The sequence below is a fragment of the Acidisoma sibiricum genome, from assembly GCF_057837225.1.
The window spans coordinates 1,665,850-1,688,665 of sequence record NZ_CM174445.1 but is presented as its reverse complement, the minus strand read 5'-3'; the positions used below and the strand labels follow the sequence as shown (position 1 = coordinate 1,688,665).

The 22,816-nt window shown below is 62.1% G+C and carries 17 protein-coding genes; 7 read left to right on the top strand and 10 right to left on the bottom strand.

Annotation, left to right across the window (positions count from 1 at the left end; translation table 11 throughout):
• Positions 1-97 precede the first annotated feature (97 nt).
• A complete protein-coding gene (locus tag AC3G7M_RS08120) occupies positions 98-958 on the bottom strand; it encodes a TIGR01459 family HAD-type hydrolase (RefSeq protein WP_489215484.1) in 861 nt (286 codons plus the stop codon).
• Between the two features lie 141 nt (positions 959-1,099).
• Between AC3G7M_RS08120 and AC3G7M_RS08115 the strand changes: the two genes are divergently transcribed.
• A complete protein-coding gene (locus tag AC3G7M_RS08115; protein WP_489215482.1) occupies positions 1,100-1,345 on the top strand; it encodes a hypothetical protein in 246 nt (81 codons plus the stop codon).
• A gap of 58 nt (positions 1,346-1,403) precedes the next feature.
• On the opposite strand, the gene mctP is transcribed toward AC3G7M_RS08115, so the two are convergent.
• The 5 genes from mctP to AC3G7M_RS08090 all read right to left on the bottom strand — a co-directional run bounded on the left by mctP (position 1,404) and on the right by AC3G7M_RS08090 (position 7,564).
• Positions 1,404-2,960, bottom strand: coding sequence for a monocarboxylate uptake permease MctP (gene mctP, locus AC3G7M_RS08110; protein ID WP_489215481.1), 1,557 nt, complete (start codon positions 2,958-2,960; stop codon positions 1,404-1,406).
• Positions 2,960-3,184, bottom strand: a complete 225-nt coding sequence (locus AC3G7M_RS08105) for a DUF3311 domain-containing protein (protein ID WP_489215479.1) — start codon at positions 3,182-3,184, stop codon at positions 2,960-2,962. Before AC3G7M_RS08105 ends, mctP begins: the two co-directional genes overlap by 1 nt.
• A 121-nt stretch (positions 3,185-3,305) precedes the next feature.
• On the bottom strand, positions 3,306-4,664 hold the full coding sequence (locus tag AC3G7M_RS08100; RefSeq protein ID WP_489215477.1) for an ABC1 kinase family protein: 1,359 nt from the start codon (positions 4,662-4,664) through the stop codon (positions 3,306-3,308).
• A gap of 5 nt (positions 4,665-4,669) precedes the next feature.
• Entirely contained in the window at positions 4,670-6,499 is a 1,830-nt protein-coding gene (locus AC3G7M_RS08095; RefSeq protein ID WP_489215475.1) for a M3 family oligoendopeptidase, read from the bottom strand.
• A gap of 129 nt (positions 6,500-6,628) precedes the next feature.
• Positions 6,629-7,564, bottom strand: coding sequence for a crotonase/enoyl-CoA hydratase family protein (locus tag AC3G7M_RS08090; RefSeq protein WP_489215473.1), 936 nt, complete (start codon positions 7,562-7,564; stop codon positions 6,629-6,631).
• A 267-nt stretch (positions 7,565-7,831) separates the two neighbouring features.
• Between AC3G7M_RS08090 and AC3G7M_RS08085 the strand changes: the two genes are divergently transcribed.
• The 3 genes from AC3G7M_RS08085 (at position 7,832) to AC3G7M_RS08075 (ending at position 13,791) form a co-directional block, all read left to right on the top strand.
• Positions 7,832-9,964, top strand: coding sequence for a GGDEF/EAL domain-containing response regulator (locus AC3G7M_RS08085; protein ID WP_489215471.1), 2,133 nt, complete (start codon positions 7,832-7,834; stop codon positions 9,962-9,964).
• 195 nt (positions 9,965-10,159) lie between these two features.
• The gene (locus AC3G7M_RS08080; protein ID WP_489215469.1) at positions 10,160-12,652 is read left to right on the top strand and encodes a sensor histidine kinase; all 2,493 of its coding nucleotides are present in this window, start codon (positions 10,160-10,162) and stop codon (positions 12,650-12,652) included.
• A 176-nt stretch (positions 12,653-12,828) separates the two neighbouring features.
• Positions 12,829-13,791, top strand: a complete 963-nt coding sequence (locus tag AC3G7M_RS08075) for a YihY/virulence factor BrkB family protein (protein ID WP_489215467.1) — start codon at positions 12,829-12,831, stop codon at positions 13,789-13,791.
• On the opposite strand, the gene AC3G7M_RS08070 is transcribed toward AC3G7M_RS08075, so the two are convergent.
• Together AC3G7M_RS08070 and AC3G7M_RS08065 are read right to left on the bottom strand one after the other, a co-directional pair.
• Complete coding sequence (locus tag AC3G7M_RS08070; RefSeq protein WP_489215465.1) at positions 13,759-16,680, bottom strand: glycosyltransferase family 2 protein; 2,922 nt, start codon at positions 16,678-16,680, stop codon at positions 13,759-13,761. The genes AC3G7M_RS08075 and AC3G7M_RS08070 overlap by 33 nt on opposite strands.
• A gap of 273 nt (positions 16,681-16,953) precedes the next feature.
• Entirely contained in the window at positions 16,954-17,484 is a 531-nt protein-coding gene (locus AC3G7M_RS08065) for a hypothetical protein (RefSeq protein WP_489215463.1), read from the bottom strand.
• Between the two features lie 132 nt (positions 17,485-17,616).
• On the opposite strand from AC3G7M_RS08065, the gene AC3G7M_RS08060 reads away from it, so the two are divergent.
• The 3 genes from AC3G7M_RS08060 to AC3G7M_RS08050 are packed head-to-tail and all read left to right on the top strand — an operon-like array spanning position 17,617 to position 20,859.
• The gene (locus tag AC3G7M_RS08060; RefSeq protein ID WP_489216003.1) at positions 17,617-18,342 is read left to right on the top strand and encodes a response regulator; all 726 of its coding nucleotides are present in this window, start codon (positions 17,617-17,619) and stop codon (positions 18,340-18,342) included.
• Entirely contained in the window at positions 18,339-19,742 is a 1,404-nt protein-coding gene (locus tag AC3G7M_RS08055; protein WP_489215462.1) for an ATP-binding protein, read from the top strand. The genes AC3G7M_RS08060 and AC3G7M_RS08055 overlap by 4 nt, the downstream gene beginning before the upstream one ends.
• A 4-nt stretch (positions 19,743-19,746) precedes the next feature.
• Positions 19,747-20,859 (top strand): glycosyltransferase, encoded by a 1,113-nt coding sequence (locus AC3G7M_RS08050; protein WP_489215460.1) that lies wholly within the window; start codon positions 19,747-19,749, stop codon positions 20,857-20,859.
• A 72-nt stretch (positions 20,860-20,931) separates the two neighbouring features.
• Here the strand turns inward: AC3G7M_RS08050 and atpC are convergent, their stop codons facing one another.
• Positions 20,932-21,348, bottom strand: a complete 417-nt coding sequence (atpC, locus tag AC3G7M_RS08045; RefSeq protein WP_489215458.1) for an ATP synthase F1 subunit epsilon — start codon at positions 21,346-21,348, stop codon at positions 20,932-20,934.
• A gap of 25 nt (positions 21,349-21,373) precedes the next feature.
• The gene (atpD, locus tag AC3G7M_RS08040; protein ID WP_489215456.1) at positions 21,374-22,795 is read right to left on the bottom strand and encodes a F0F1 ATP synthase subunit beta; all 1,422 of its coding nucleotides are present in this window, start codon (positions 22,793-22,795) and stop codon (positions 21,374-21,376) included.
• Between the last annotated feature and the right edge of the window lie 21 nt (positions 22,796-22,816).

Below are 22,816 nucleotides of genomic sequence, written 5' to 3'. Positions count from 1 at the left end.
GCTGCGTTTCGCCGGCCACACTATCTGGGATAGGTGGGCGGTGGCGGCCGAGAGCCGGAGGCTCCTCACGACCCGAGGACCGACAGGCTCGCAGCGCTCACGCAAAGGTTGGCAAGATGACATCCGGCTGTATTGCCGAGCGCTGTATCGCGCCGCCCAGATCGTCAGCCGTGACGCCGGCCAGAATGCCCGTCGTGACCAGAATAGACCGGCACCCTTGGGCCGCCGCGCCTGCTATGTCATGTTCCAGGCTGTCCCCCACGGCCCAGATTCGGTCTCGTCGGACGTCGCATCCGGCGATGCGGCGCAATTCCGTAAATGCGGCCTCATAGAGTGCCAGATAGGGCTTACCGATCCAGGCGACCGGTCCGCCCATTGCCGCATAGAGTTCCGCGATCTGTCCCGGCGCGGGCGCCACGGCGCCGTCGCCCAGCACCATCAGGCGGTCAGGATTGCCGCAGAGACACAGAACGCAGCGTTCCGCCAATGATTTCAGCCGCGCGCGATAGGCATCCAGGCCGATACGATCGGCCTCGCTCCCCAGTAGGAGGATAAGATCGGCCTGCGACGCATCCTCGGTCCGTTCCAGATCGAGCCCCGCCAAGGCATCCTTGTCGTGGCCACGGGACAGAACGAGCACACGACGGATGCTGTGCAATGCTGGCAGCCGACGTTCAGCCAGCATCTGCCAGACCACCTCACCCGAGGTCAGGAAACCATCGTAGCTATCCCCCGGAAAGCCGAGTTTTTCCAATCTTATCCGGTTGGGCGCCGCACGTTTTCCAGAATTCGACAGGATGAGAACGCGCTTGCCGGCCGCGCGCGCGCGTTTCATGGCCGCAACCGCGCCGGGATATGGCCGCGCCCCATCATGCAGCGTGCCGAATTGATCGAGCAAAAACGCATCGGCTTCCGGGAAGATATCGTCGATCGCGCTGATGAGTGTCGGCAGGGTCATAGGCCTGCTTCTCCGCCAGCGCGCCGCCAATGGCAAGCTGCTCCGGCTACGGCGTCACGCGATCGTGGGCGTAAATCCCGTTGAACTCCCCACACGCCGCCCTCATCTCGGAAATTCCAGAAAATCGACGGTGAGGCAACGATGATCAGAAAACTATCCTTGGCTATTCCTGTGGCGGGTGCGCTGTTTGCGCTGGCGGGCTGTGCGGATATGGGCACAACCGCGAAGGAACCGGCCCCGACCTCTCCGGTCAACTCCCCTGCAACATCGGCACCGACCAACCCGGTGACGGGCACTGTGCCGGGCACGAATAGCACCGGCGCCTCGCCGACCTCCCCCGGTGGCGGCGCGGGCAGCGGTGGCGGCGGAGCTGGCAGCGGCGGCTAGGACACGACGGGCGGATGAGGTACCTTATCCGCCCGCTATCGTTCTGCGGCCTGGAAACTCAGAACTCAAACCGTAGCGCCGGATCATTCTCCGCCGCCTGCGGCGAGCGCAAGCTGTTGAGTATCCAGGACAGCCCGACACTGATCACCAGATTAGCGACCAGCGCGTACAGTGCGGCGTAGCCGGGGGCCAGAAAGCCGCCTGGCAAATGCAATGGGAAGATCGCCGATTTGAAGGCGGTTGAGGCAGCCATGGCAGTGCCGATCACCATGCCGACGGCCCAACCTGACAGCAAGGCGCCAGGCCGCAGTTTCAGCCGTGAAAGGCCGAGAAAGACCGCGGGCAGCGTCTGGATAATCCAGATGCCACCGAGAAGCTGGAACTGGATTGCGGTCGTCGCCGGCAAGACAAGGATAAAGGCCAGGGCGCCGAGCTTCACCAGCAGGGATACAAGCTTGGCGATGCGGGACTCCTGGGCATCCGAGGCCGCAGGCTTGATAAAAGCCTTGTAAATGTCACGCGTAAAGATATTGGCCGTGGCGATCGACATGATCGAGGCCGGGACCAATGCACCGATGGCGATCGCCGCGAAGGCGATACCCGCGAACCAGCCCGGAAAGGCGGTCAGAATCAGCGCAGGGACGGCAAAATTGCCCTTGTACTGTGCGAAGCCCGCGGCATAGGCCGGGTTCTTTGCAACGCCGTAAGCGATCGCCATGAAACCGAGCAGCGCCAAAAAACCGAGCACGAGCGAATAGGCAGGCAGCAGAGCCGCATTCCGCTTGATCACCCGCCCGCTACTGGCCGCAAGAATGCCCGTCATGGAATGCGGATAGAGAAAGAGCGCGAGCGCGGAACCCAAAGCGAGTGTCGCATATGCGCTATAGCTGCCAAGGCTGTTGGGTCCCGGCGCCGGCAGGGTCAGCTTGGCGGCGGGTACCGCTGCAAAGATCTTGCCCCAGCCGCCGAAATGCATCGGAATGATGATCGCCGCGGCAATTACGGTCGCATAGATCAGGAGATCCTTCACGACGGCGATGATCGCGGGCGCGCGAAGACCGCTGGTATAGGTGAAGGCTGCGAGCACGATGAACGCGACGAAGAGGGGCACGTCGGACCAGATGCCCGTCCCCTCGAGGCCGAGAGCTGCAAGCACGACCTGCATGCCCACCAGTTGCAACGCGATATAGGGCATTGTCGCGAGAATGCCCGTCAAAGCCAGGGCCAGTGATAGCGGCCTGCTGTCGAACCGGCCACGGACAAATTCAGGCGCGGTGAGATAGCCGTGGCGTTTGCACACTCGCCAGAGACGGGGGAAAACGACAAACAGGATCGGATAAATGATGATCGTATAAGGGACCGCGAAGAAGCCCACCGCGCCCGCACCGAAGACCAAGGCCGGCACGGCGACAAAGGTATAGGCTGTGTAAAGATCGCCGCCGAGCAAGAACCACGAAATGAGCGTGCCAAAGCGGCGGCCGCCCAAGCCCCATTCATGGAGCGTGTCCAGATCCCCGCGGCGCCATTTGGCACCCAGGAACCCGAGTACGGTGACGGCCAGGAAGAGGGCCAGGAAAACGGCCAGCGCCACCGGCTGTAGAGCGAGCGGCGCCATTACACGTCGTCTCCTGCGTCAGCTGCGCGTCCTTCAACCAGAAAGACGAAAGCGGCGATCACCGAGCACAGAATGACCCAAAGCATCTGATACCAGTAGAAGAACGGAAATCCCCACAGGCTTGGCGCCACCCGGTTGAAACAACCGACCGCGAGCACGGCGATAACGGGCAGGATCAGAAGAACACGCCAGACACTGGCGCGTGGGCGAGTTGGCAGGGGCATAACGTCCTCCGGTTGCGCCACGTATCGGGCGCTAGCCCTTCCCTACCAACCCGTCCTCGTACGGGCAATTGCCTGGCTGATGGGAGGACGCCCACGGCGTCCCCTATCGCCGCATACGTCGTCACTTGGTCGGCGGCACACCGGCAGTGGCCAATGCCTGGGCCTGACGTTCAGCCAGCGCGTCCATGTCGAAATCGGCGGTCACCTCACGGTAGAGGCTGCTCCAGTTCAGTTCGGCCTTTAGGCGCAGGAAGACACTGCCCAAACCGACGGCAGAGCGGTCCATCAGCACGAATTCCCGCGGCGGACGCACGCCGCCGATGCTTTTCAGGCCCGCATGGACCTCTTCGGCGACTGCACGGCCATATTGGCCATCGGCATTCTCCTGAATGCGGCGAACGCGGTCATCGAGCAAAGGCTCATACAGGAAGCGTGCCCAACCGTTCAGCACCGTCACTTTGGTCGGGTTTATGTCTGCGAAACCCCAGTTGCGATAAGCCTGGGCCGCTTTCTCGTCGTCATTGTCGCGCACGGCCTCAAACAGATCGATCACGCCGCGCACGAAACTCGGCGGAAAGACACGAATCGCGCCGAAATCCAGCAGATTGACGGCGCCGTCGGGCCGGACCTGGTAATTGCCCAGATGCGGATCGCCATGGATGACGCCGTAGCGGTAAAATGGCACATACCAGGCTCGGAACAGCGCCTCCGCCACCCGGTTGCGGGCTTCCAGCGGCGGGTCCGTGTCGATCCAGCGTTGCAAGGGTCCGCCGTCGAGCCAGGTCATCGTCAACAGACGCGCGGTCGTCAGCTCCGTGATCGGCGTCGGCACATGAACATCGGCGACATTGTCCAGCATCGCATGATAGAGCCGCATCTGCGCGGCCTCACGCAGATAGTCCAGTTCCTCACGCAACCGCTCGGCGAGTTCCTTGTAGACCTCGTCCTGCTGAATGGCATTGTCCATGCGATGATAGATGGCCATCGCGATTTTGAGCTGACGAAGATCCGCTTCCACCGTGCTTGGCATATCTGGATATTGCAGCTTGCAAGCGACCGTCTGCCCGTCCGGTAGAACAGCCTTGTGGACCTGACCCAGACTGGCCGCAGCCGCGGCCTCCTGGCTGAAACTCGTGAAGCGGGACTGCCAGTCAGGGCCCAATTCACCTGCCATGCGGCGGCGAACGAAGGGCCAGCCCATGGATGGGGCGTTGGCCTGCAGTTCGGATAGCTCGGCCGCATATTCGGGGGGCAAGGCGTCCGGGATCGTCGTCAGGATTTGCGCGACCTTCATCAGCGGGCCCTTCAGACCGCCGAGGATCTGGCGCAGGTCTTCGGCATGGGCGGCCCGATCGGTCTTGAAACCGAAGACGCGTTCCCCCGCAACACGGGCGGCGATGCCACCCACCGCGCCAGAGGTACGGGCGAACCGCCTGACGCTGCCGAAAAATGTGGCTTCGCTACGTTCCTTGTCGGCCATGCGCCTTATGCCCCGTGGCTTGAGGCATCGGGATTGCCCGCCGCCTCTAGCTCATCAATGAAACCCGCAATCACGTCCAGACCACGGGTCCAGAAAGCCGGATCAGCCGCGTTGAGGCCGAAGGGTGCCAGCAACTCCTTGTGCCGCTTGGTGCCGCCGGCACGCAGCATGTCGAGATATTTTTCCTGAAATCGCGGGTGTCCGGCCGCGAACTCAGCATACAGCGCGTTCACCAGGCAATCACCGAAGGCATAGGCATAAACATAAAAGGGCGAGTGAATGAAATGCGGAATATAAGCCCAATAGGCTGCATAGTCCGGGGTGAATTCAAAAGCCGGGCCAAGGCTCTCGGTCTGCACGCTCATCCAGATTTCGCCGAGCCGCTCCGGCAGCAACTCGCCGCTGCGGCGCTCGGCATGGACCTTCGTCTCAAACTGATAGAAGGCAATCTGGCGGACGACAGTGTTCAGCATGTCCTCGACCTTTGCCGCCAGCATGATACGGCGGCGGGCAGGATCGCTTTCCGCGTCCAGAATGGCCCGGAAGGTCAGCATCTCGCCGAACACGCTGGCGGTTTCGGCCAAGGTTAAGGGTGTGCCTGAGCGCAGGTATCCTTGCGCCTGTCCGGCCAGGACCTGATGCACGCCATGGCCGAGTTCGTGTGCCAAGGTCATCACGTCACGGGTGCGGCCGTGATAGTTCAGCAAGATATAGGGATGGGCCGACGGCACGGTCGGATGGGCGAAAGCGCCCCCCGATTTGCCCGGACGCAGCCCCGCATCAATCCAGGGATTGTCGAAGAACCTCTGCCCAACCTCGGCCAAAACCGGGCTGAAGGCACCGTAAGCCGAGAGGACGCGCGACCGGGCGTCGGCCCAGCTGATCTTGTGGTCATTATCCGCGGGCAGTGGCGCATTGCGGTCCCAATGCTGCAGCTTGGGCAGACCCAGCCACTGAGCCTTGAGGCGATAGTAGCGGTGAGAGAGGCGGCCATAATTGCTGACAACCGCCGCGACCAGCGCCTCGACAACCTCATCCTCCACCATATTGGAGCGGTTGCGATAGCTCGCGGGTGCCGGATAACGGCGCCAGCGGTCGATCGTCTCCTTGTCCTTGGCCAAGGTATTGGTGATGAGAGAGAAGAGCCGGATATTGTCGGCGAAGGTCGCGCTGATGCCGCCGGCCGCCGCCTGTCGCGTCTCCCGGTCACGATCGGAAAGCCGGTTCAGCGCATCGCTGACGGTGACAGTCTCGTCATCAATGGTAACCCGCAGCCCTGCCATCGTCTCATCGAACAGGCGACTCCAGGCGCTTGCACCCGTTACCTCCTTCTCATGCAGCAGCTTCTCCATCTCATCGGAGAGCTGATGCGGCTTGAAGATGCGCAGATCATCCAGCCAGGACTTCCAGGGGCTCAGCGCGGGGTCCGCGACTTTGACAGCCAAAGCCGCCTCATCGAGGCAGTTGAGTTCGAGCGTGAAGAAGAGCAGATCGGTCGAAATCTCGGTTACCTTCTCGCTCATCGACTGGTAGAAGCGGCTGATCTGGGCGTCCGAACTGTCACCGCTGAACAGAAGCTGGGCATAGGACATGATGCGGCCCAGCGTTTCCTCGACCGCCTCATATTGCCCAAGAGCCTCGGCCAGACCGGCGGCCGAAAGCTCTTCGAGCTTTCCCGCATAGGCCGCGCGAAAGGCGGCGGCGCGGCTTTGGCTCTCCGCAAGATTGTTGCGGAGAGCGGCGCTATCGACGCCATCGTAGAGGTCCGCCAGGTTCCATGCCGGCAGAGACTCCCGATGACCTGAAACCGCGCCGGAAGATGCGCCATCCGGCATGCAGACTACCTTATTTTGAACCATGGCGACTGATCTCCCGACTATCCTGCAGCAGTGTAGGGCAAGGGCCGGACGGCTCATAGTTTGCCCCGGCCTTAGCAGCTGCACTGCCTTTATGGTGCTGTGCTATCATTCGGCGGCAAGACGCGTCTCTGCGGCACTGCCATGCCGACGTGTCTGCGCCCGCACGAGCCGGGCCATTCTGCGCAGGTCGGCGTCGTCCAGCTTCATCGCAGCCGCGACCCAGAGATCGACCACGTCGGTCAGCTCCGCACGGGTCAGGGCATGGACGCGATGGCGAGCCTGGAGAACAGCCTGATGCGCATTGAAGCGGCGGTCGATACGGCTGAGGTATTCGCGAACCGCCACCTCTCCCTCGCCATCCTCGACCAGCATATCGACCAGCCCCATGTCATAAAGTTCAGCCGCCGAGTAGATCTTGCCGCTCAGAATGATCCGCTCCGCCCTGACCGCATCCAACCGGCGGGACAGCAGCGAGTAAGCGCCCATGCCAGGGAAAAGGTTAAACAGAACCTCTGGCAGGCCGAATGTGGCGCTGCGCTCGGCCACGATATGGTGGCAGGAGAGAGCGGCTTCAAACCCTCCGCCCAGGGCCGTGCCCTGAACCAGTGCGACCGTCGTCACCCGTTGATCATAGCCGACAGCGTTATTGTAGACGATGTCCACGCAGGCATGGGCATAGGCGCGAAGCGCCTCGCGGTCTCCGGCGCGAATTTTTGCTCCGAACAGATCGAGGTCACCGCCGAGATTGAAGGTCCCCGGCACGCGAGACCCCACGACGATATAGCGGAAGGGCTCACCGGCCGCCGTCGCCAGCTTGATGTTGCTTTGAATGCGGCTCATGTCGCGCAGCAGTTCAGGGGTATAACTGGGCCGTCCGGCGGGGCGCATGTAGCAAAACAGAGCTTTGGCTGCGGAATCCAGTTCCAGCTGGATCGTTGGGTAATAGCCGGCGGTGAGCGCCGAGAGGGCCTCGGCAGCAGCGAAAGCCGACATTTCTGACGGGGCTGTGACAAGGCCAAGAGATGGGTTGACATAGGTCATGATGAACTCCTGAGAGTGCACGTGCTGGGCACGCTGCCCGGTTGACCGGGACCATCCCAGCCTGCTCGGGCGATCTATTGTTCGCCGGTTTTGCCAGCGAGGGGCAGCAAGTTTCCTGCAGTTCGATCAAATTGTTCAGAGCTATGCCCAAGGGGGTACTCCCTTCCGGCAGGCAGCTTGGATAATCGACGCGACCTCTATAGGATCACGATCCGTTTCAGCATTCGGCCATCCTGGCCGCGACCAGCGACGGAAATCGGGGATCACATGGCTTTTGTCGTCATCGTCGATGATCGCGCGACCAACCGCAGCATCTTTTCGCGGCTGGCCAGCTTCTTGGACGATGATGTTGAAGTTGAAGCATTTTCGACGCCCGATCCGGCATTGAGAGCCATCGATGGTAAGATGCCCGACCTTGTCATCACCGATTACAAGATGCCGCAGATGACCGGGGCTGCCTTCACCCAGCAGATCCGGTCGCTACCGAACGGTATCGATGTGCCGATCATCGTCATCACGGCCTATGACGATCGTGCGTTTCGTCTGGAAGCTCTGGAAGCGGGTGCCACCGATTTCGTCCAGACGCCGATCGATCATCAGGAATTCATCACGCGCGCCCGCAATCTTTTGAAAATTGGCTCACGCCAGAAGACAATTCGCATTCGAGCCAATGCCTTGGCCGAGGAGCTTGCCGGGGCCGAACAGGAACGGCAGGAACTGCTCCGCAATAGCCGGGACCACTTGGCCCAAGTCATCGACACCGTGCCCGCCATGATCAGCGCCTATGATCGGCGCGGGACCTGTATTTTTGCCAATGCCGAGCATACCGCCATTTTCGGCGATCAAGAGGCCGGCCAAACGAGCCCCACGATTCCTGCCCGTTCACAACATCTCGATGCTCGCGTCTTGTCGACCGGCCGGCCACTGCCTGCATTTGAGGAGGAGATCATCGATCCCGCCGGCCTTCGGCGGGTCTTTCTGACCACCAAAACGCCGCTCAAATCGATCAGCCAGGATATCACCGGGGTGCTGACCACCTCGCTGGACATTACCGAACGCAAGCGCGCCGAGGATTACCTGCACTTTGTTGCCCATCACGATGGACTGACGCGGCTGCCTAATCGCCACGCGATGACGCTCAATCTGGAGGATGCGATCGATCGCAGCAGCGATACGGCGACCTTCGCATTACATTTTTTGAGCCTTGATCGTTTCAAAAGCGTGAGCCATGCCTTTGGGCATGACAATAGCGACACGCTGCTGCAAGCGGTTGCGGAAAGGATGACCGCCAGCCTGGGTACGACTGATGTCCTAGGGCGTCTTGGCGGAGATGAATTTGCGATTTTGCAAACTGGATTAGCGGTCGATGGCGCATCCCAGGCGGCGCAGACATTCGCCGAACTGGTTCTGAAGAGTTTCAGCGCCCCCTTTACTATTGCGGAACATACAATTCATACGAGCGTCAGCATAGGCACAGCTCTGTTTCCGCAGCATGGTTCATCGCCAGGTGTCCTGATGCAGCATGCAGATCTCGCCATGTACAGGGCCAAGTGTCTTGGTCGCAATTACATCTGCCGTTTTGAACCCGCATTGCAATCAGCCGTCCGCAAATCAGCGCAGCTTGAGATCGACCTGCGGGCAGGACTGATGCGCAACGAGCTGGAGATGCATTATCAGCCACAGGTCGATGCGCGCACGCGACGGATCGTGGGGGTAGAAGCGCTTCTGCGCTGGAGACCCGAGGGCCAGGCGCTGATTTACCCGGACAGTTTTCTGCCTGTGGCGGAAGAGGCCGGGTTGATGACAGAAATTAACTTATGGGTTCTCGAAGCGGCCTGCCGGCAGGCAGCCATATGGGAAAGCAAAGGCATGCCGCTTCGTGTCGGCATCAATCTTTCCGCGTCCTTGTTTGAACGTAACGACGTGGCTGCCCTGGTCCGCGCCGCGATCGCACAGGCCGGTGTGTCCCCTCGCCTGATCAACCTCGAACTCACGGAAACGACGCTGTTGGCCGACCATGAGACTGCCCGCCAGCAAATCATGGCGCTCCAGCAGCAGGGCGTGTCCTTCTGCATCGACGATTTCGGAACCGGTTATGCATCCTTCGACTATATCGAGCATCTCCATGTGGACGGACTGAAAATCGACCAGGGCTTCATACACAGCATTCCGTCCCGTCCCGAGGGCCTTGCCATTATTCGCGCCATTATCGGCCTTGGTCAGAGCCTTGGTCTGCGGGTAATCGCCGAGGGCGTTGAAACCTCGGAGCAACTCGCCGCCTTGCAGGACGAGGGCTGCGATGAGCTGCAGGGCTATCTTTTCGCCCATGCCCTGCCGCCATCCGAGCTTGAGGCATTCTATGCCTCTCATTCCAGTCGGCCTGCGGCCGACCCGAACTAGTTTGCTCTGCGACACGAGACTGGCTAGGAAAAAAAACGCGCCAGGGCACCAAACCATGGAAAGCCCGCGCGGTCTGAGTGCCCCGATATGGCCAGATTCTTGAGACGTAACTCCAGGAGCGATCGTTCGTCCGATCCGGCTATCGCACCGGAGGAGCACGACCAGCCACAGCCTGCCGTGCCTGACCGGTCGCCGATGTCGACCGCCGCACTCATTCGTCTGGGCGCGGCGGCCCTCCGACGCCGTCTGATTGCAGGAACCGGGACCGAGCACCAGATCATCAGCAACCGTCTGGTGATCGGCTTCGGCGTCTTTTTCTATCTTGTTGCGCTCCGGCTTTATGGCGTGCTCGACGCTCCCCTCATGCCATTGCTGACAAGCGGCTTCTATGCGGCTGTTGGCGTTATCTTTTTTTTGGACCTGGTGATTCGCAGCCGCCCGTCCAAAGCGCGAATTATCCTGCAACTCGCCGCAGACACAGGCACGCTATCCTTCGGTCTGCATATCGGCGGGCATATCGCCGCGCCACTCTATCCCATCTATCTCTGGGCCGTTCTTGGCTACGGCTTTCGCTTTGGCCTGACCTATTTGCGTGCCGCCATGGTCTGCGCGGCCTTCGGCTTTTCGCTTTGCATTCTGACGACAGCCTATTGGCGCCAAGATCTTTATCTGTCTGCGGGCCTATTGGTAGGGCTCGTCGCCATCCCTCTCTATGCCGGTTCGCTCATCCGCAGCCTGTCGGTCGCCAAACAGCAAGCCGAGCAAGCAAGCCGGGCAAAGAGCCAGTTTCTGGCGAGCGTGAGCCATGAGCTGCGCACGCCGCTCAACGCCGTTATCGGCATGAGCGACCTGTTGTCCGGCACCCGGCTGGACCGCGAACAGACAGAGATGGTGGGGACAACGGGTGCCGCGGCACGGTCACTCCTCAGCCTGATAGACGGAATACTCGATTTTTCCCGGATTGAGGCGGGCCAGCTCCCAGGTCAGGATCAGGCCTTCGATCTTGCGAAGCTTTTGTACGACATCGAGCGCCTCGTCGCTGTTCCGGCAGCGGCCAAGGCCATCACCTTGTCCACCTATATGGACGCCGCGACACCGACCGAGCTTATCGGCGACCCTCGCCAAGTGATGGATATTCTTCGGAATTTGGCGAGCAATGCTGTCAAATTCACGGAATACGGCGGCGTGCTGATCGCGGTCAGCGTCCTGTCCCGCAGCAAGGATACGATCACCCTCGTTTTTGAGGTCATCGATACGGGCATTGGCATCGCGGCCGAAGCCCACGAGCGCATTTTCGACAGTTTCAGCCAGGCAGACGCCACGATCCTTGATCGTTTCGGCGGCAGCGGGCTGGGCCTTGCCATCGCGCGCAGCCTGTCACGGCTGCATGGCGGCGATATCACCGTCGAAAGCGTTCTGGGCCGGGGAAGCACATTTCGCCTGTCATTGCCGCTTCGTCTCGCGGAACCGACGGCACCGTCAATGCCGCCCCTGCGTCTGGGGGTGCTCAGCGCAAGCCGGGGCGCGTCGAGCAATCTGCTGGCAACATTCGAGAGGCGGGGCGCCGCGCTGACCTACCATGCGGTCGCGCCAGATGACGCTCCATCCTTGACCGCGGCTCTGACGCAGAGCCGCGGTTATCACGCGGTGCTGCTGGACACGGCAAGCCTGCCCGGCTGCGGCCGATTCATTCGCGACCTGCCGAAACTCGTCCGGGACCCTATCCCGCCGATCATCCTGCTGAACGCAGACAAGCCTGGACCCGACGATTTTCGCCGCGATCTCCGCCGCTTTTGCCTTTCGACCCTTGGGCCAGAGGCAAACGAGGCCGAGATCGACACCGTTCTTCGCGCGATCGCAGCCCGCATTGACCCGGATACGACAGTCCTGACGGCGGTCAGGCCACGCGGGCAGCCGCAACATATTCTGATCGCCGACGACAACCGCATCAATCAGTCCGTGGTCGCCAAAATTCTCGAGCGCGGCGGCCATAGCTTCGTCATCGTCAACAATGGCGAAGAGGCGCTGGATGCCCTGGAACGGGAGGACTTCGCCCTTGTCCTCATGGACGTGAACATGCCCGTGATGAACGGCCTGGAGGCAACCAAACTGCAGCGCTTCGCCTCCATCGGCGAGCGCCACTTGCCGATTCTGGCTTTGACGGCTGATGCCACGCCGGAAATGGCGACGCGCTGCGCCGAGGCCGGCATGGATCTCTGCATCGTCAAACCGGTCGAGGCCGGGCGCCTGCTCGACATCATCGCCCAGTTTACCGGGGTAGCCGCTCCCTATACGCCCCAGGAGAAGGCGGTCTTTGCGCCCCCGGCCGCTGAGCATGCGCCCCAGACTTTAAGCCGCAGCGTGCTCAAAGAGCTGGAACAGCTGGGCGGCCTGGCCTTCACGACGGAACTCGCCCAGGAATTCATCGCGGATGCCGAGGCGCTGCTGCTTTCGCTGCGGGTCGCGGCCCGTGCCGGCGACAGTGTTCTTTTTCAGGCTGAAGCCCATGCCCTGAGCAGTGCCGCGGCCAATATCGGTGCCGAAGCGGTGTGCGCCATCTGCCGTCAGTTTCGTCGGCTTGGCCTATCCGATCAGACCCAATGCCAGCGTGAACTCCGTCATCTGGCGGATGAAGTCGACCGCGTCGCGCAAGCGCTACGGGCGGAATATGTCCGTCCCCCGGCCTGATCCTCGGATAGCGGCGAATCGCGTTGGGCCCGTCGGGCGGAACGCCACCTAACATCCTGGTGATGAAAGATAATATGTTTGCGGTTGAAACCATGTTGGTTCGGCCGCAAACGAGGCGTGCAAGAAAGCTTGGGCGGATGGTGAAGGAAAAACTGCAGCGAGAGATCCAGGAGCAGATGAAGACGCCCCGTGGCCGGGTGCTGCGGGAGACGACGCTTGCCATGATATCGGACTATATGTCGCTAAATGCAGCCGGCTGCGCCTTCTACGCCACACTCGCTTTGTTCCCGGCGGTCACCATGCTCATCTCCATCTACGGCATGGTCTTCGACCCAGTGACGGTCGAGCCGCAGCTGGCCTACCTGCGGCAAGTCATGCCGAGTGCGGCCTATCAGCTGCTATCGGATCGGGTGCATGAGCTGGTCAGCAATCATAGCGGCACGCTGAGCATCAGCCTCATCATCAGCCTCATGATTGCCTTCTGGTCTGCCACATCCGGCACTAAGTCTCTGATATGGGCGCTTAATTTTGCCTATCGCCGCAAGGAGACGCGGAGCGTATTGCAATTCCAGGCTCTCGCCATGGTCATGACCTTCGGCGCGATCTTGGCCGCCGTTCTTGGCATCGGCGTCTTGGTGGGCCTGCCGACGGCATTTTCCGCCCTCGGCCTATCCCGCTACACGGCCCAGCTGGCGCATCTATCCGGCATTGCGGGTTTGTTCGTCTTTATTCTCGGCATGCTGTCCCTTTTTTATAAAATCGGCCCGGCACCACATCCAGATGGCGTCGGGCCAGTGTTGCCCGGCGCCTTGACGGCCGCCATCCTGTGGTTGCTGATTTCGGTTCTTTTCTCTTTCTACGTCAGCAACATCGCGAGCTACAGCGCGGCGTACGGCGCTTTGGGCGCCGCGGTTGGCGTCATGATGTGGTTCTGGGTGAGCGCCTATGCCGTGCTGTTTGGTGCCGAGCTGAACGCCCAAATCGACCGGGTCCGCAGGCCCCATCGCCACCACGACCGCGATATGCGCTCCGCAGCGACCCATGACGTGCGCGCACCCGAGACCCTTCGCGCCCCGACAGAGACGGCAGAGGCGCTGGATCAAGCCTCAGTCGGCGGTCGCCACGACTTTCTTAGCTGAGCGGCCCTGCCTGACGCGGCCCGTCCCGGCAGGCGCCCGTCCTTGCAAAGTATTGCCGAGGCGCCGCTCTACCAGCCGCGGTGCCTGGGCATGGCAGGGTCCGAGCCGTAGCTTGTGATCTGCGCCATAAAGCTCCAGCAAAGGGCTATAATAGGGGTCTCCCGCGGCCAGAAACTCTTTCCAGTCTCGCCGGAAATGGGAATCGTCCTGCGGATGCTTAAGCTGCGCCTTGGCAATGCGGGTGACGGATTCGTGATGGAAAAGCACGGTGCGCCCATCATACAGCAGCTTGTAGCCGGCGCGGCCAATGCGCAGGCAAAGGTCGGTATCGTTGAAACCGACCAGGTAATGTTCATCAAAGCCGCCGACATCATCGAAGACCGACCGCCGCATCATCATGCATGCCGCCGTCACCGCTGAAAAATCCCGCACAGAGGTCAAGGACGCGTTGTAGCCCAGGGTGCGGCTGCCATCCTGCTGCCACACCGGCTCGAAGCGCAGTGCATGATCGGCCAGACCGTTGATGCCGACGATGACACCGCCATGCTGAATGCGCTTGTCGCTATACATCAGCGCAGTTCCGACCGCGCCGACATCGGCGCGGGCCGCAAGCGACCGCATCCGCTGCAGCCAACCCGGTGCCACGGCCTCGATATCATTGTTCATGAAGAGAACAAACGGTTCGTCCTGCGCACAGGTTCGGACGGCAAGATTATTCATCAGAGCGTAGTTGAAAGGCCCTTTATAGGGCATGACAACGTGGTGTTTCGCCAACTGAGCCAGATATTTCCTGGACTTCGCTTCTTTCGAGTCATGGTCGATCACGACAAGTCTGTATTCGCTGTCGGAGGTCGTCGCCGCGATGGACTGCACGCATTGACGAAGGACATCGATGCCGTCCTTGGTCGGGATGACAATGAGCACGCGCCCACCAGGGTCAGGCCAGGCAATCTCAAACTGGTTGAATTCAGCGGCGGCGGTCGCCTTGGCTCCCGTCCCCATCCGGTCAAGATGACGCTGGATGGCGCCCGTCGTCGCCACCATCACCTGATCCTGCCTGTCATGGCCCGTGCTGCCGGCATGGGTGCGCCAGCGGTAGAGCACGCGCGGCACATGGGCGATGATTCTGCTCTCCTCGATGACACGAAGGATGAAATCGACATCGGCGGAAATGGCAAGCCTGGCGTCGAAACCACCGATTCGTTGAGCAATCTCCGTCCGCACCGCGACCATATGCACGAAATAGGGATGGGACAGGTAGTAGTCGTGGGAGAAAGCCGGTCGCGCCCGCACGTCCAGCACCACGGCGCTGTCCTCCGCGGTTAATGCCTCGTCACTATAGATCAGATCGGCGCCTGACCGACGGGCCGTGGCTATAAGATGGTGTACAGCATCGGGCTCCAGGACATCATCATGATCCATCAATGCAATATAAGGATAACGGGCTGCCTGAATCCCGCGCGACGTCGCTGCGGCTATCCCTTCATTGCCCGGCGACCGGATGACACGGATACGCGCGTCAGTCTGCGCGAACCAGGCGAGCATTCCGGCCACATGCGGCGCGGTAGACGCATCATCGACGCAGATCAGTTCCCAAGCGCCGCACCACTGGGTGCAGACCGACCGCAATGCTTCCGTCAGCCAGTCATGCCGCGTATTGTAGACAGGCATGACGATAGAAATGCCCAGGCCCGCCGCCTGCCTGTTCATCCGCGCGCGCAGCCGATCCAGAACACGCAAGGGAATGCCACGGTCCGGCGTCAGATAGGACTGGATGTTAGGATTGATCTTCGGCTGGTGCGGACCACCATTGAGGATGACGCCCGAATCCTTGATACGAACCCAGATATCGCGGCCGAACAGCTCATGAAGCGGAACATTTAAAACAATCCTGAAGCCACAGCGGTCCGTGCGGAACCCTGCGTCCAGTACATCTCGTCGCAGCCCGTTGGCCAATGCCGTGCCAATGACGCGGCCATCGCAAACCGCTTCCACACTGCACGGCTCGTCCGGCCGGCTGAGGTCAATGACCCAGCCACATGCCTGGTTGCCGTCGATATCATCAAAGAGACCGCGAATATCATCAGCGTCCTGCGCACGCTGCGGGCTGTTGGTGAGATGGGTCTGTGTACCCGCCAGGACGACGGAGATGATGTCGCCGTGTTCCGTCTGTCCAAGAATAGTGCGATCAACCGTAAAACCGCATCGGGTGCCGACGCCGCGCGCAGCAAGATCCGGCCGCGGTTTGTTGGCTCTCACGGTCGCCACCTGACGGTCCCCGATCAGGATGTCGAGGCGGACGGGGCGCTGCGGCTCTGTCAGATCAGCGGCCCAACCATGGATCTCCTCCCCGCCCGCGTAATCAACGCAGCCGACGACCCCCACAACCGCCGCTGACGCCACCACCGGATGGGGCGTCCGACGCCCGCCCAAATAAAGCGACAGAGGCTTTTTCTGTTCGACGGGCAGCAGACGGAGCAGCGGCAGGATGGCCGAATAGCGCTGCCGACCGCCATCAGGCTTGGCCGCGGGCTCCAGCAAGCCACTGGCACAAATGATACCCTGGTCATCGACCAGAAAGGCGGACAGGTGCTCGACCGGATGGCCCACCAAGCTGACCGCCACGATCATCCGCGCCTTTTCGATTTCCGCGCGCTCGATTCGCAACGACAGCAGCGCGTCAAGCGCCAGGGGGCCGTCCAAGGCGCTTCGCCCGGTCGCAGGGTCAACCAGATCGATCGTGGCAGGAAGGCTGTGCGGCGGCAGGGTAAAGGACAGCGTGGCCGACGGCTGGGTGATGGATACCTGCGCGAGCGCCGTTCCGTCCAGCAGCACATTCAGCACACCGGGGCTGAAGGGCACAGGACCGGCTTTATGCAACCGGACCATCTGGCGATCGATGGTGAGCGTAACCGAAGCCGCATGCCCCGCCGACGCGGTTCCGCGGGCTGAACGAGACGTTACGGACTTTCGCACCATGGTATCGACCCCGATCTCCCTCTTTTATTGCGGCGCGGGAGGCGGCGGAGCAACCCTCGTTGCATGCATCTGGGCGCTTTTGATGGCCCCGCTTACCGGACGCCGGGGAGAGATCGCTGCCAGAGCGAACCCCGCGTTTTCGCGCGGGGGCCGGTACTTGTCACAAGATGCGCCTCGGTCGCATTAGCCGATGCGGGTGAGGCGGCCGGAGTGACGGTCCATCGAGAAGCGCGCCACGACCGAGCCATCGGCCGTCACAAAGGCGAAGGTCACTGATCCATCCACCGCGTCGGCGACGTCCGCCACTTTCCAGGTGTGGTTGCCATGGATCAACAGAATGGCTGTCGCCAGGGCCTGGACGTCACTGTCGCTGAGGTTTTTGTCCTTCTGGTCGAAGAGGAGGCCCCAGGTCTGCGCCATCTCGCGCATATGGTCCCCGGGTTCCCAGCCCATGGGGCCCGGACGCATTTTCCCGCCGGGAGCGCCGGGCAGGAAGCCTCCAGGTGGCGGGGGCGGCAGCTGGTCGGCATCAGGTGCCATCGACGGGGCGGGTGGCGGGGGCGCCGAGACATCCGCAAAAAGCGCCTCTGACGGCACCGAAGCTTGCGGCGCGGGCGCTTTCTTGTCGTCGAAGGGCAGACTGCCCGCAAAACTCTGCACAGTGGCCCCCGCCAAAGCGAGGGTAATGATGGTGGCCGTTGCGATGCGTCCCATGGAACGATCCTTTTTTGTCGAGAAGGGCAGGATGGTCACCTTCTGTGACTGGCGTCGGACCGGTTCGCGACAAAGTGCAACAGAGCCAGGAAGTATCTGCACCTTTTGCCCAGAGTCCCTTATGTTTTGATCATGGATATACGCCCTCACCTTCTCGTCATCGACGACGACCACGAGATCCGTGATCTGCTCACGCGGTTCATGGAGAAGAACGGCTTTCGCGTCACGGCCGTGCGCGATGCGCGCGATGCCCGGCGGGCCTGGACCCGAGGTGCGTTCCAGCTCGTGATTCTTGATCTCATGCTGCCGGGTGAAAGCGGTCTCGACCTCGCGCGGTGGCTGCGGGATCAGGAAGACGTGCCCATCGCCATGCTCAGCGCGATGGGCGAGGATACAGATCGGATTATCGGCCTGGAGCTGGGCGCCGACGACTACATCGCGAAGCCTTTCAACCCCCGCGAGCTGCTGGCCCGCATCCGTGCTATCATGCGGCGGGCAAACGACACGCAAGAGACGAACGGCAATAGCGAGAGAACCGCACGCCCCCTGCGTTTTGCCGAATGGACTTTGGAGCCAGCGCGACGGCGTCTGCTCAACCCCGATGGGGTGGAAGTTCCGCTCACGGGCGGCGAATACGATTTGCTTTTTGCGCTTCTGGAGCGCGCTAACCGGGTTTTAACACGCGATATGCTTCTGGATCTTCTACGTGGGCGCCAGGCAGGACCATTTGACCGCGCGATTGATGTCGCCGTTAGCCGCTTGCGGCGGAAATTGGATGACCAGGGCCGCGGCGCTCAACTGATCAAGACGGTACGGGGCGGCGGCTACGTTCTGGCCGCAACCGTCGAGCGCGCGTGAGCGCATACGGCCGCGGCGCCTCTGATGAGCCGCATGCGAAGCAGCCCCGGCTCGGCATCCGGCTATGGCCCAGAAGCCTTGCGGCGCGCACGGCTCTGGTTCTCATTCTGGGTCTGGTCGTGGTTCAGACACTTGGCCTGGGCATTCATACGCTGGACCGCAACGATCTTGTGCGCGTGGCCGCGCTCCGGGTCTTCAGCTACCGGGTTATGAGCATCTACCGGGATCTGGCAGAGGTTCCGGTGGCTCAGCAGGAGAGCCGGCTCAAAAATATCCCGCTTCCCGCGAGTTTTTCGGCCCGCTTGGTTGATCAGGTTGATCCGTTTTTTAACAATCTGCTCCCTGCGCCGCCCTCTATCCGGCATGCCATTCTTCTCAATATGGACGGCTTTCCGATACCGCCGGAATTGCGGCCAGAGCACGTTCGGTTTGGTGCTGATCCCGCAACAAGTCGTGGCTATATGGCGCTTGAACTGCCCAACAATCGCTGGTTGGTGCTTTCAAGTCACCTGCCCCGCCCCGACTCGTTCCAGGGAGCCGAGTTTCTCTTTGCCTTCATCCTGATGACGGCTCTGGCGGCTGCGCTGACCATCTGGGCCGTGCGGCGGCTGACGGCGCCGGTGCGGACCCTGGCGGCAGCTGCGGAGGCTTTGGGCCGAGACGTGAACGCGCCACCGCTGCCGGAAGACGGCCCTTCCGAAACGGCCGCGGCCGCCAAAGCCTTCAATACGATGGCGGCCCGCATCCGTCGCTTCGTCGACGACCGCACTCTACTCCTGACTGCCATTGGGCATGATCTGCGCACGCCGATCACGCGCATGCGTCTACGCGCCGAATTCATGGACGACGACGAGCAGCGCAACAAAATGCTGCAGGACCTGGACGAGATGGAAGCCATGGTCTCTGCCACCATTGCCTTCGGCCGCATCGCCAGTCCCAACGAGCCGGTATCCCCCATTGATCTCGCCGAATTGCTGCGCACGGTGCTGGACGAGGCGAGTGACGCCGCACCCGAAATTTCCGATCAGCTGTGCTACGAGGGCCCCGATCATCTGACGGCGCGCGTTCGCCCGCAGGCCTTTAAGCGGGCACTGACGAACATCATCGGCAATGCAGTGAAATATGGCGGTTCCGCCTATGTGAAGCTGGTGCCGACGCAGCCCGCGGCCCGGCAGATCAAGATCGAGGTCCTGGACAATGGCCCCGGCATCCCGCCCGAACATATGGAGCGGGTCATGCAGCCGTTCCAGCGCCTGGAGACCAGCCGAAACCGGGAGACCGGCGGTGTCGGTCTCGGCCTGCCTATCGCGCGGGACATCACCCGGGCCCATGGCGGCGATCTGACGCTGGCCAACCGCCCCGAAGGCGGCGCCCGCATTATTCTCATCCTGCCGATCTGACGTCATGACCCGCACCCTCCTGGTCTACCGCGACGTCATTCTGCCGCCCTCCGAAACGTCCTTCATGCGACGGCAGTATTGCGGGTTTTCGCAGCTGGCGCCGCTTTGGATCGGGCGGCGGATCACGCCTGTGGCTGCCGAAGCCGGCCTCACTGTCCACCGGCTGGGCGGGGACGGCTGGGCGGGTGGCATCCGTCGCGAGGCGTTCAAGGATTTGGGATTGGTCCCGGATAAGGCCGCGCTGCGCGCCCGCAGCCCTGCTGTTCTTCATGCCCAGTTCGGACGCGGTGGCGCCCTCGCACTTCCCATCGCCCGCAGCCTTGGCCTGCCGCTGGCCGTGACCTTTCATGGCGGCGACGCCCATAAGGACAAGCATTACCGGCGCGGCGTGACCCAAAGCCTCTACGCGCGCCGCCTACCGGCCCTCCTGGCCGAAGCGAAGCTGTTCATTTGCGTCTCGGAAACCGTGCGGCAGAAGCTGCTGCGGCGGGGCTTTCCGGCTGGCAAGCTGATTGTGCATGCCATCGGCACCGATATCCCGGCCGATTCGCCCCCCCCGAGAGCCGACGGGCCGATCCTGTTCGTGGGTCGCTTCGTGCCCAAGAAGGGCCTGCCGATCCTCATCGAAGCGCTGCAGATCCTGCGTCGGCAAGGCCGGGAGCCGGCCGCCAGGATTGTTGGCGATGGGCCGCTTGACCAGGCAATCCGCACCCAGGCGGCAGGCCTCACCCGGCTGACGTTCCTGGGCTGGCAAAGGCCCGATGAGGTCGCCCAGGTGATGCGCCAGGCGTCCATGCTTGTTGTGCCGAGCGTGCGCGCGCAGGACGGCGATGCCGAAGGGTTGCCGAGCGTGGCGATAGAAGCCATGGCGCTGTCGCTGCCCGTGATCGGCACGGATCAGGCCGGGCTGGACGGCGTGGTGCTGCCTGGACGAACCGGAGCGATCGTTGAAGCAGGAGACCCAGGAGCCCTAGCGCAGGCGATGGACGGTCTAATCGCCTCGCCCGATAGCCGGATGGGCATGGGCACAGCGGGCCGCGGTTTTGTGCAGGCTGAGTTCAACGCAGTGAGACAATCCCGCCGGCTGGAATCCCTGCTGCTCTCATTAACGAGCTGAGGCCCCGGCACCCGCGCATGAAAAAGGCCGCCACGTTGCCGGGACGGCCTTTTTCAAAGCGATGAGCTATGCTCAGGCGTTGGCACCGGCGGTTACATCCACCACCGCCTGGGCGACCTGAACCTGTTCCATCAGCGGCACGAGACGGTCGATCTGGCCAGCCTTGTCTGCGTCCGACAGCTCCTTCAACGCATCCTGGAGCTGACGCTCGCCGGCTGCACGATCAAGGGTCGAGGACAACTCGGCCGTGTCCGCGAGCACGGTCACGCGTTCGCCGGTAATCTCGGCGAAGCCGCCGGTCACGAAGTAACGGGCAGTCGCCCGGTCACCCTCATAGAGGATAACCTCGCCGCCACGCAGCAGAGTGATCATCGGGCTATGCTCCGGCAGAACACCGATGTCGCCTTCCGAGCCCGGGATGACAACCATATCCACGGACTGGGAGACGAGAAGCCTTTCGGGGCTGACGATCTCTAAAGAGACGGGCACCTGCTTATCCTTACCTAATAGCCGCTCAAGCCTTCGCGCGCATCGCTTCGGCCTTCTTGATGGCCTCTTCGATGGTGCCGACCATGTAGAAAGCGCCTTCCGGCAGATCGTCATACTTGCCGGCGACGATGTCCTTGAAGCCCTTGATGGTGTCGGCGACCTGCACGAAGACGCCCGGGGAGCCGGTGAAGACTTCCGCGACATGGAAAGGCTGGCTGAGGAAGCGCTGGATCTTGCGGGCACGCGCCACGACCAGTTTGTCGTCCTCAGAAAGCTCATCCATGCCGAGAATGGCGATGATGTCCTGGAGCGACTTGTAGGTCTGCAGGACCTTCTGGACATCACGCGCCACCTGATAGTGCTCCTCGCCCACGATCCGCGGGTCGAGCGAACGCGAGGTGGAGTCGAGCGGATCGACCGCCGGGTAGATGCCCTGTTCCGCGATGGAGCGGGACAGCACGGTCGTCGCGTCCAGATGGGCGAAGGAGGTGGCCGGCGCCGGATCGGTCAAGTCATCGGCCGGCACGTAAATCGCCTGCACCGAGGTGATGGACCCCTTCTTGGTGGAGGTGATGCGTTCCTGCAGCGCGCCCATGTCGGTCGCCAGCGTCGGCTGATAGCCCACGGCCGAGGGGATGCGGCCGAGAAGCGCCGATACTTCGGCGCCTGCCTGGGTGAAGCGGAAGATGTTATCCACGAAGAAGAGGACGTCCTGGCCTTCGTCATCGCGGAAATACTCGGCGACGGTCAGGCCGGACAAAGCGACGCGCATGCGGGCGCCCGGCGGCTCGTTCATCTGGCCATAGACGAGCGCCACCTTGGAGCCCTCGCCTTCGGTCTTGATGACGCCAGCGTCGATCATTTCATAATAAAGGTCGTTACCCTCACGGGTGCGCTCACCGACGCCCGCGAAGACCGAGACGCCGCCATGGGCCTTGGCGATATTGTTGATGAGTTCCTGGATGAGCACGGTCTTGCCTACGCCGGCCCCGCCGAAGAGGCCGATCTTGCCGCCCTTGAGGTAGGGGGCCAGGAGATCAACGACCTTAATGCCGGTGACGAGGATTTCGGCGTTCGCCGCCTGATCCTCAAAACCCGGCGCTTCGCGGTGGATCGGCATGCGGCGGATGGCCGTCACCGGTCCGCGCTCGTCGATCGGGTCACCGATGACGTTGAGAATGCGGCCCAGCGTGCCCGGGCCGACCGGCACGGAGATTGCCACACCCGTATCGGTCACTTCCTGGCCGCGGACGAGACCATCGGTCGTGTCCATGGCGATGGTGCGGACGGTGTGCTCGCCCAGCTCCTGCGCTACTTCCAGCACGAGTTCACGGTCACCGATCTTCGTGGTCAACGCATTATAGATATAGGGCAGTTCGCCTTCGAACTGCACGTCCACGACAGCGCCCAGAACCTGCGTGACGCGACCGACAGAATTGTTTGCCATTTTCGTATCCTGCTCTGTGCG

Excerpts from the sequence above, each read along its gene's own strand:
- AC3G7M_RS08120 (WP_489215484.1), bottom strand. The coding sequence starts at position 958 with ATGACCCTGCCGACACTCATCAGCGCGATCGACGATATCTTCCCGGAA.
- AC3G7M_RS08115 (WP_489215482.1), top strand. The coding sequence starts at position 1,100 with ATGATCAGAAAACTATCCTTGGCTATTCCTGTGGCGGGTGCGCTGTTT.
- mctP (WP_489215481.1), bottom strand. The coding sequence starts at position 2,960 with ATGGCGCCGCTCGCTCTACAGCCGGTGGCGCTGGCCGTTTTCCTGGCC.
- AC3G7M_RS08105 (WP_489215479.1), bottom strand. The coding sequence starts at position 3,184 with ATGCCCCTGCCAACTCGCCCACGCGCCAGTGTCTGGCGTGTTCTTCTG.
- AC3G7M_RS08100 (WP_489215477.1), bottom strand. The coding sequence starts at position 4,664 with ATGGCCGACAAGGAACGTAGCGAAGCCACATTTTTCGGCAGCGTCAGG.
- AC3G7M_RS08095 (WP_489215475.1), bottom strand. The coding sequence starts at position 6,499 with ATGCCGGATGGCGCATCTTCCGGCGCGGTTTCAGGTCATCGGGAGTCT.
- AC3G7M_RS08090 (WP_489215473.1), bottom strand. The coding sequence starts at position 7,564 with ATGACCTATGTCAACCCATCTCTTGGCCTTGTCACAGCCCCGTCAGAA.
- AC3G7M_RS08085 (WP_489215471.1), top strand. The coding sequence starts at position 7,832 with ATGGCTTTTGTCGTCATCGTCGATGATCGCGCGACCAACCGCAGCATC.
- AC3G7M_RS08080 (WP_489215469.1), top strand. The coding sequence starts at position 10,160 with ATGTCGACCGCCGCACTCATTCGTCTGGGCGCGGCGGCCCTCCGACGC.
- AC3G7M_RS08075 (WP_489215467.1), top strand. The coding sequence starts at position 12,829 with ATGAAGACGCCCCGTGGCCGGGTGCTGCGGGAGACGACGCTTGCCATG.
- AC3G7M_RS08070 (WP_489215465.1), bottom strand. The coding sequence starts at position 16,680 with ATGGTCCGGTTGCATAAAGCCGGTCCTGTGCCCTTCAGCCCCGGTGTG.
- AC3G7M_RS08065 (WP_489215463.1), bottom strand. The coding sequence starts at position 17,484 with ATGGGACGCATCGCAACGGCCACCATCATTACCCTCGCTTTGGCGGGG.
- AC3G7M_RS08060 (WP_489216003.1), top strand. The coding sequence starts at position 17,617 with ATGGATATACGCCCTCACCTTCTCGTCATCGACGACGACCACGAGATC.
- AC3G7M_RS08050 (WP_489215460.1), top strand. The coding sequence starts at position 19,747 with ATGACCCGCACCCTCCTGGTCTACCGCGACGTCATTCTGCCGCCCTCC.
- atpD (WP_489215456.1), bottom strand. The coding sequence starts at position 22,795 with ATGGCAAACAATTCTGTCGGTCGCGTCACGCAGGTTCTGGGCGCTGTC.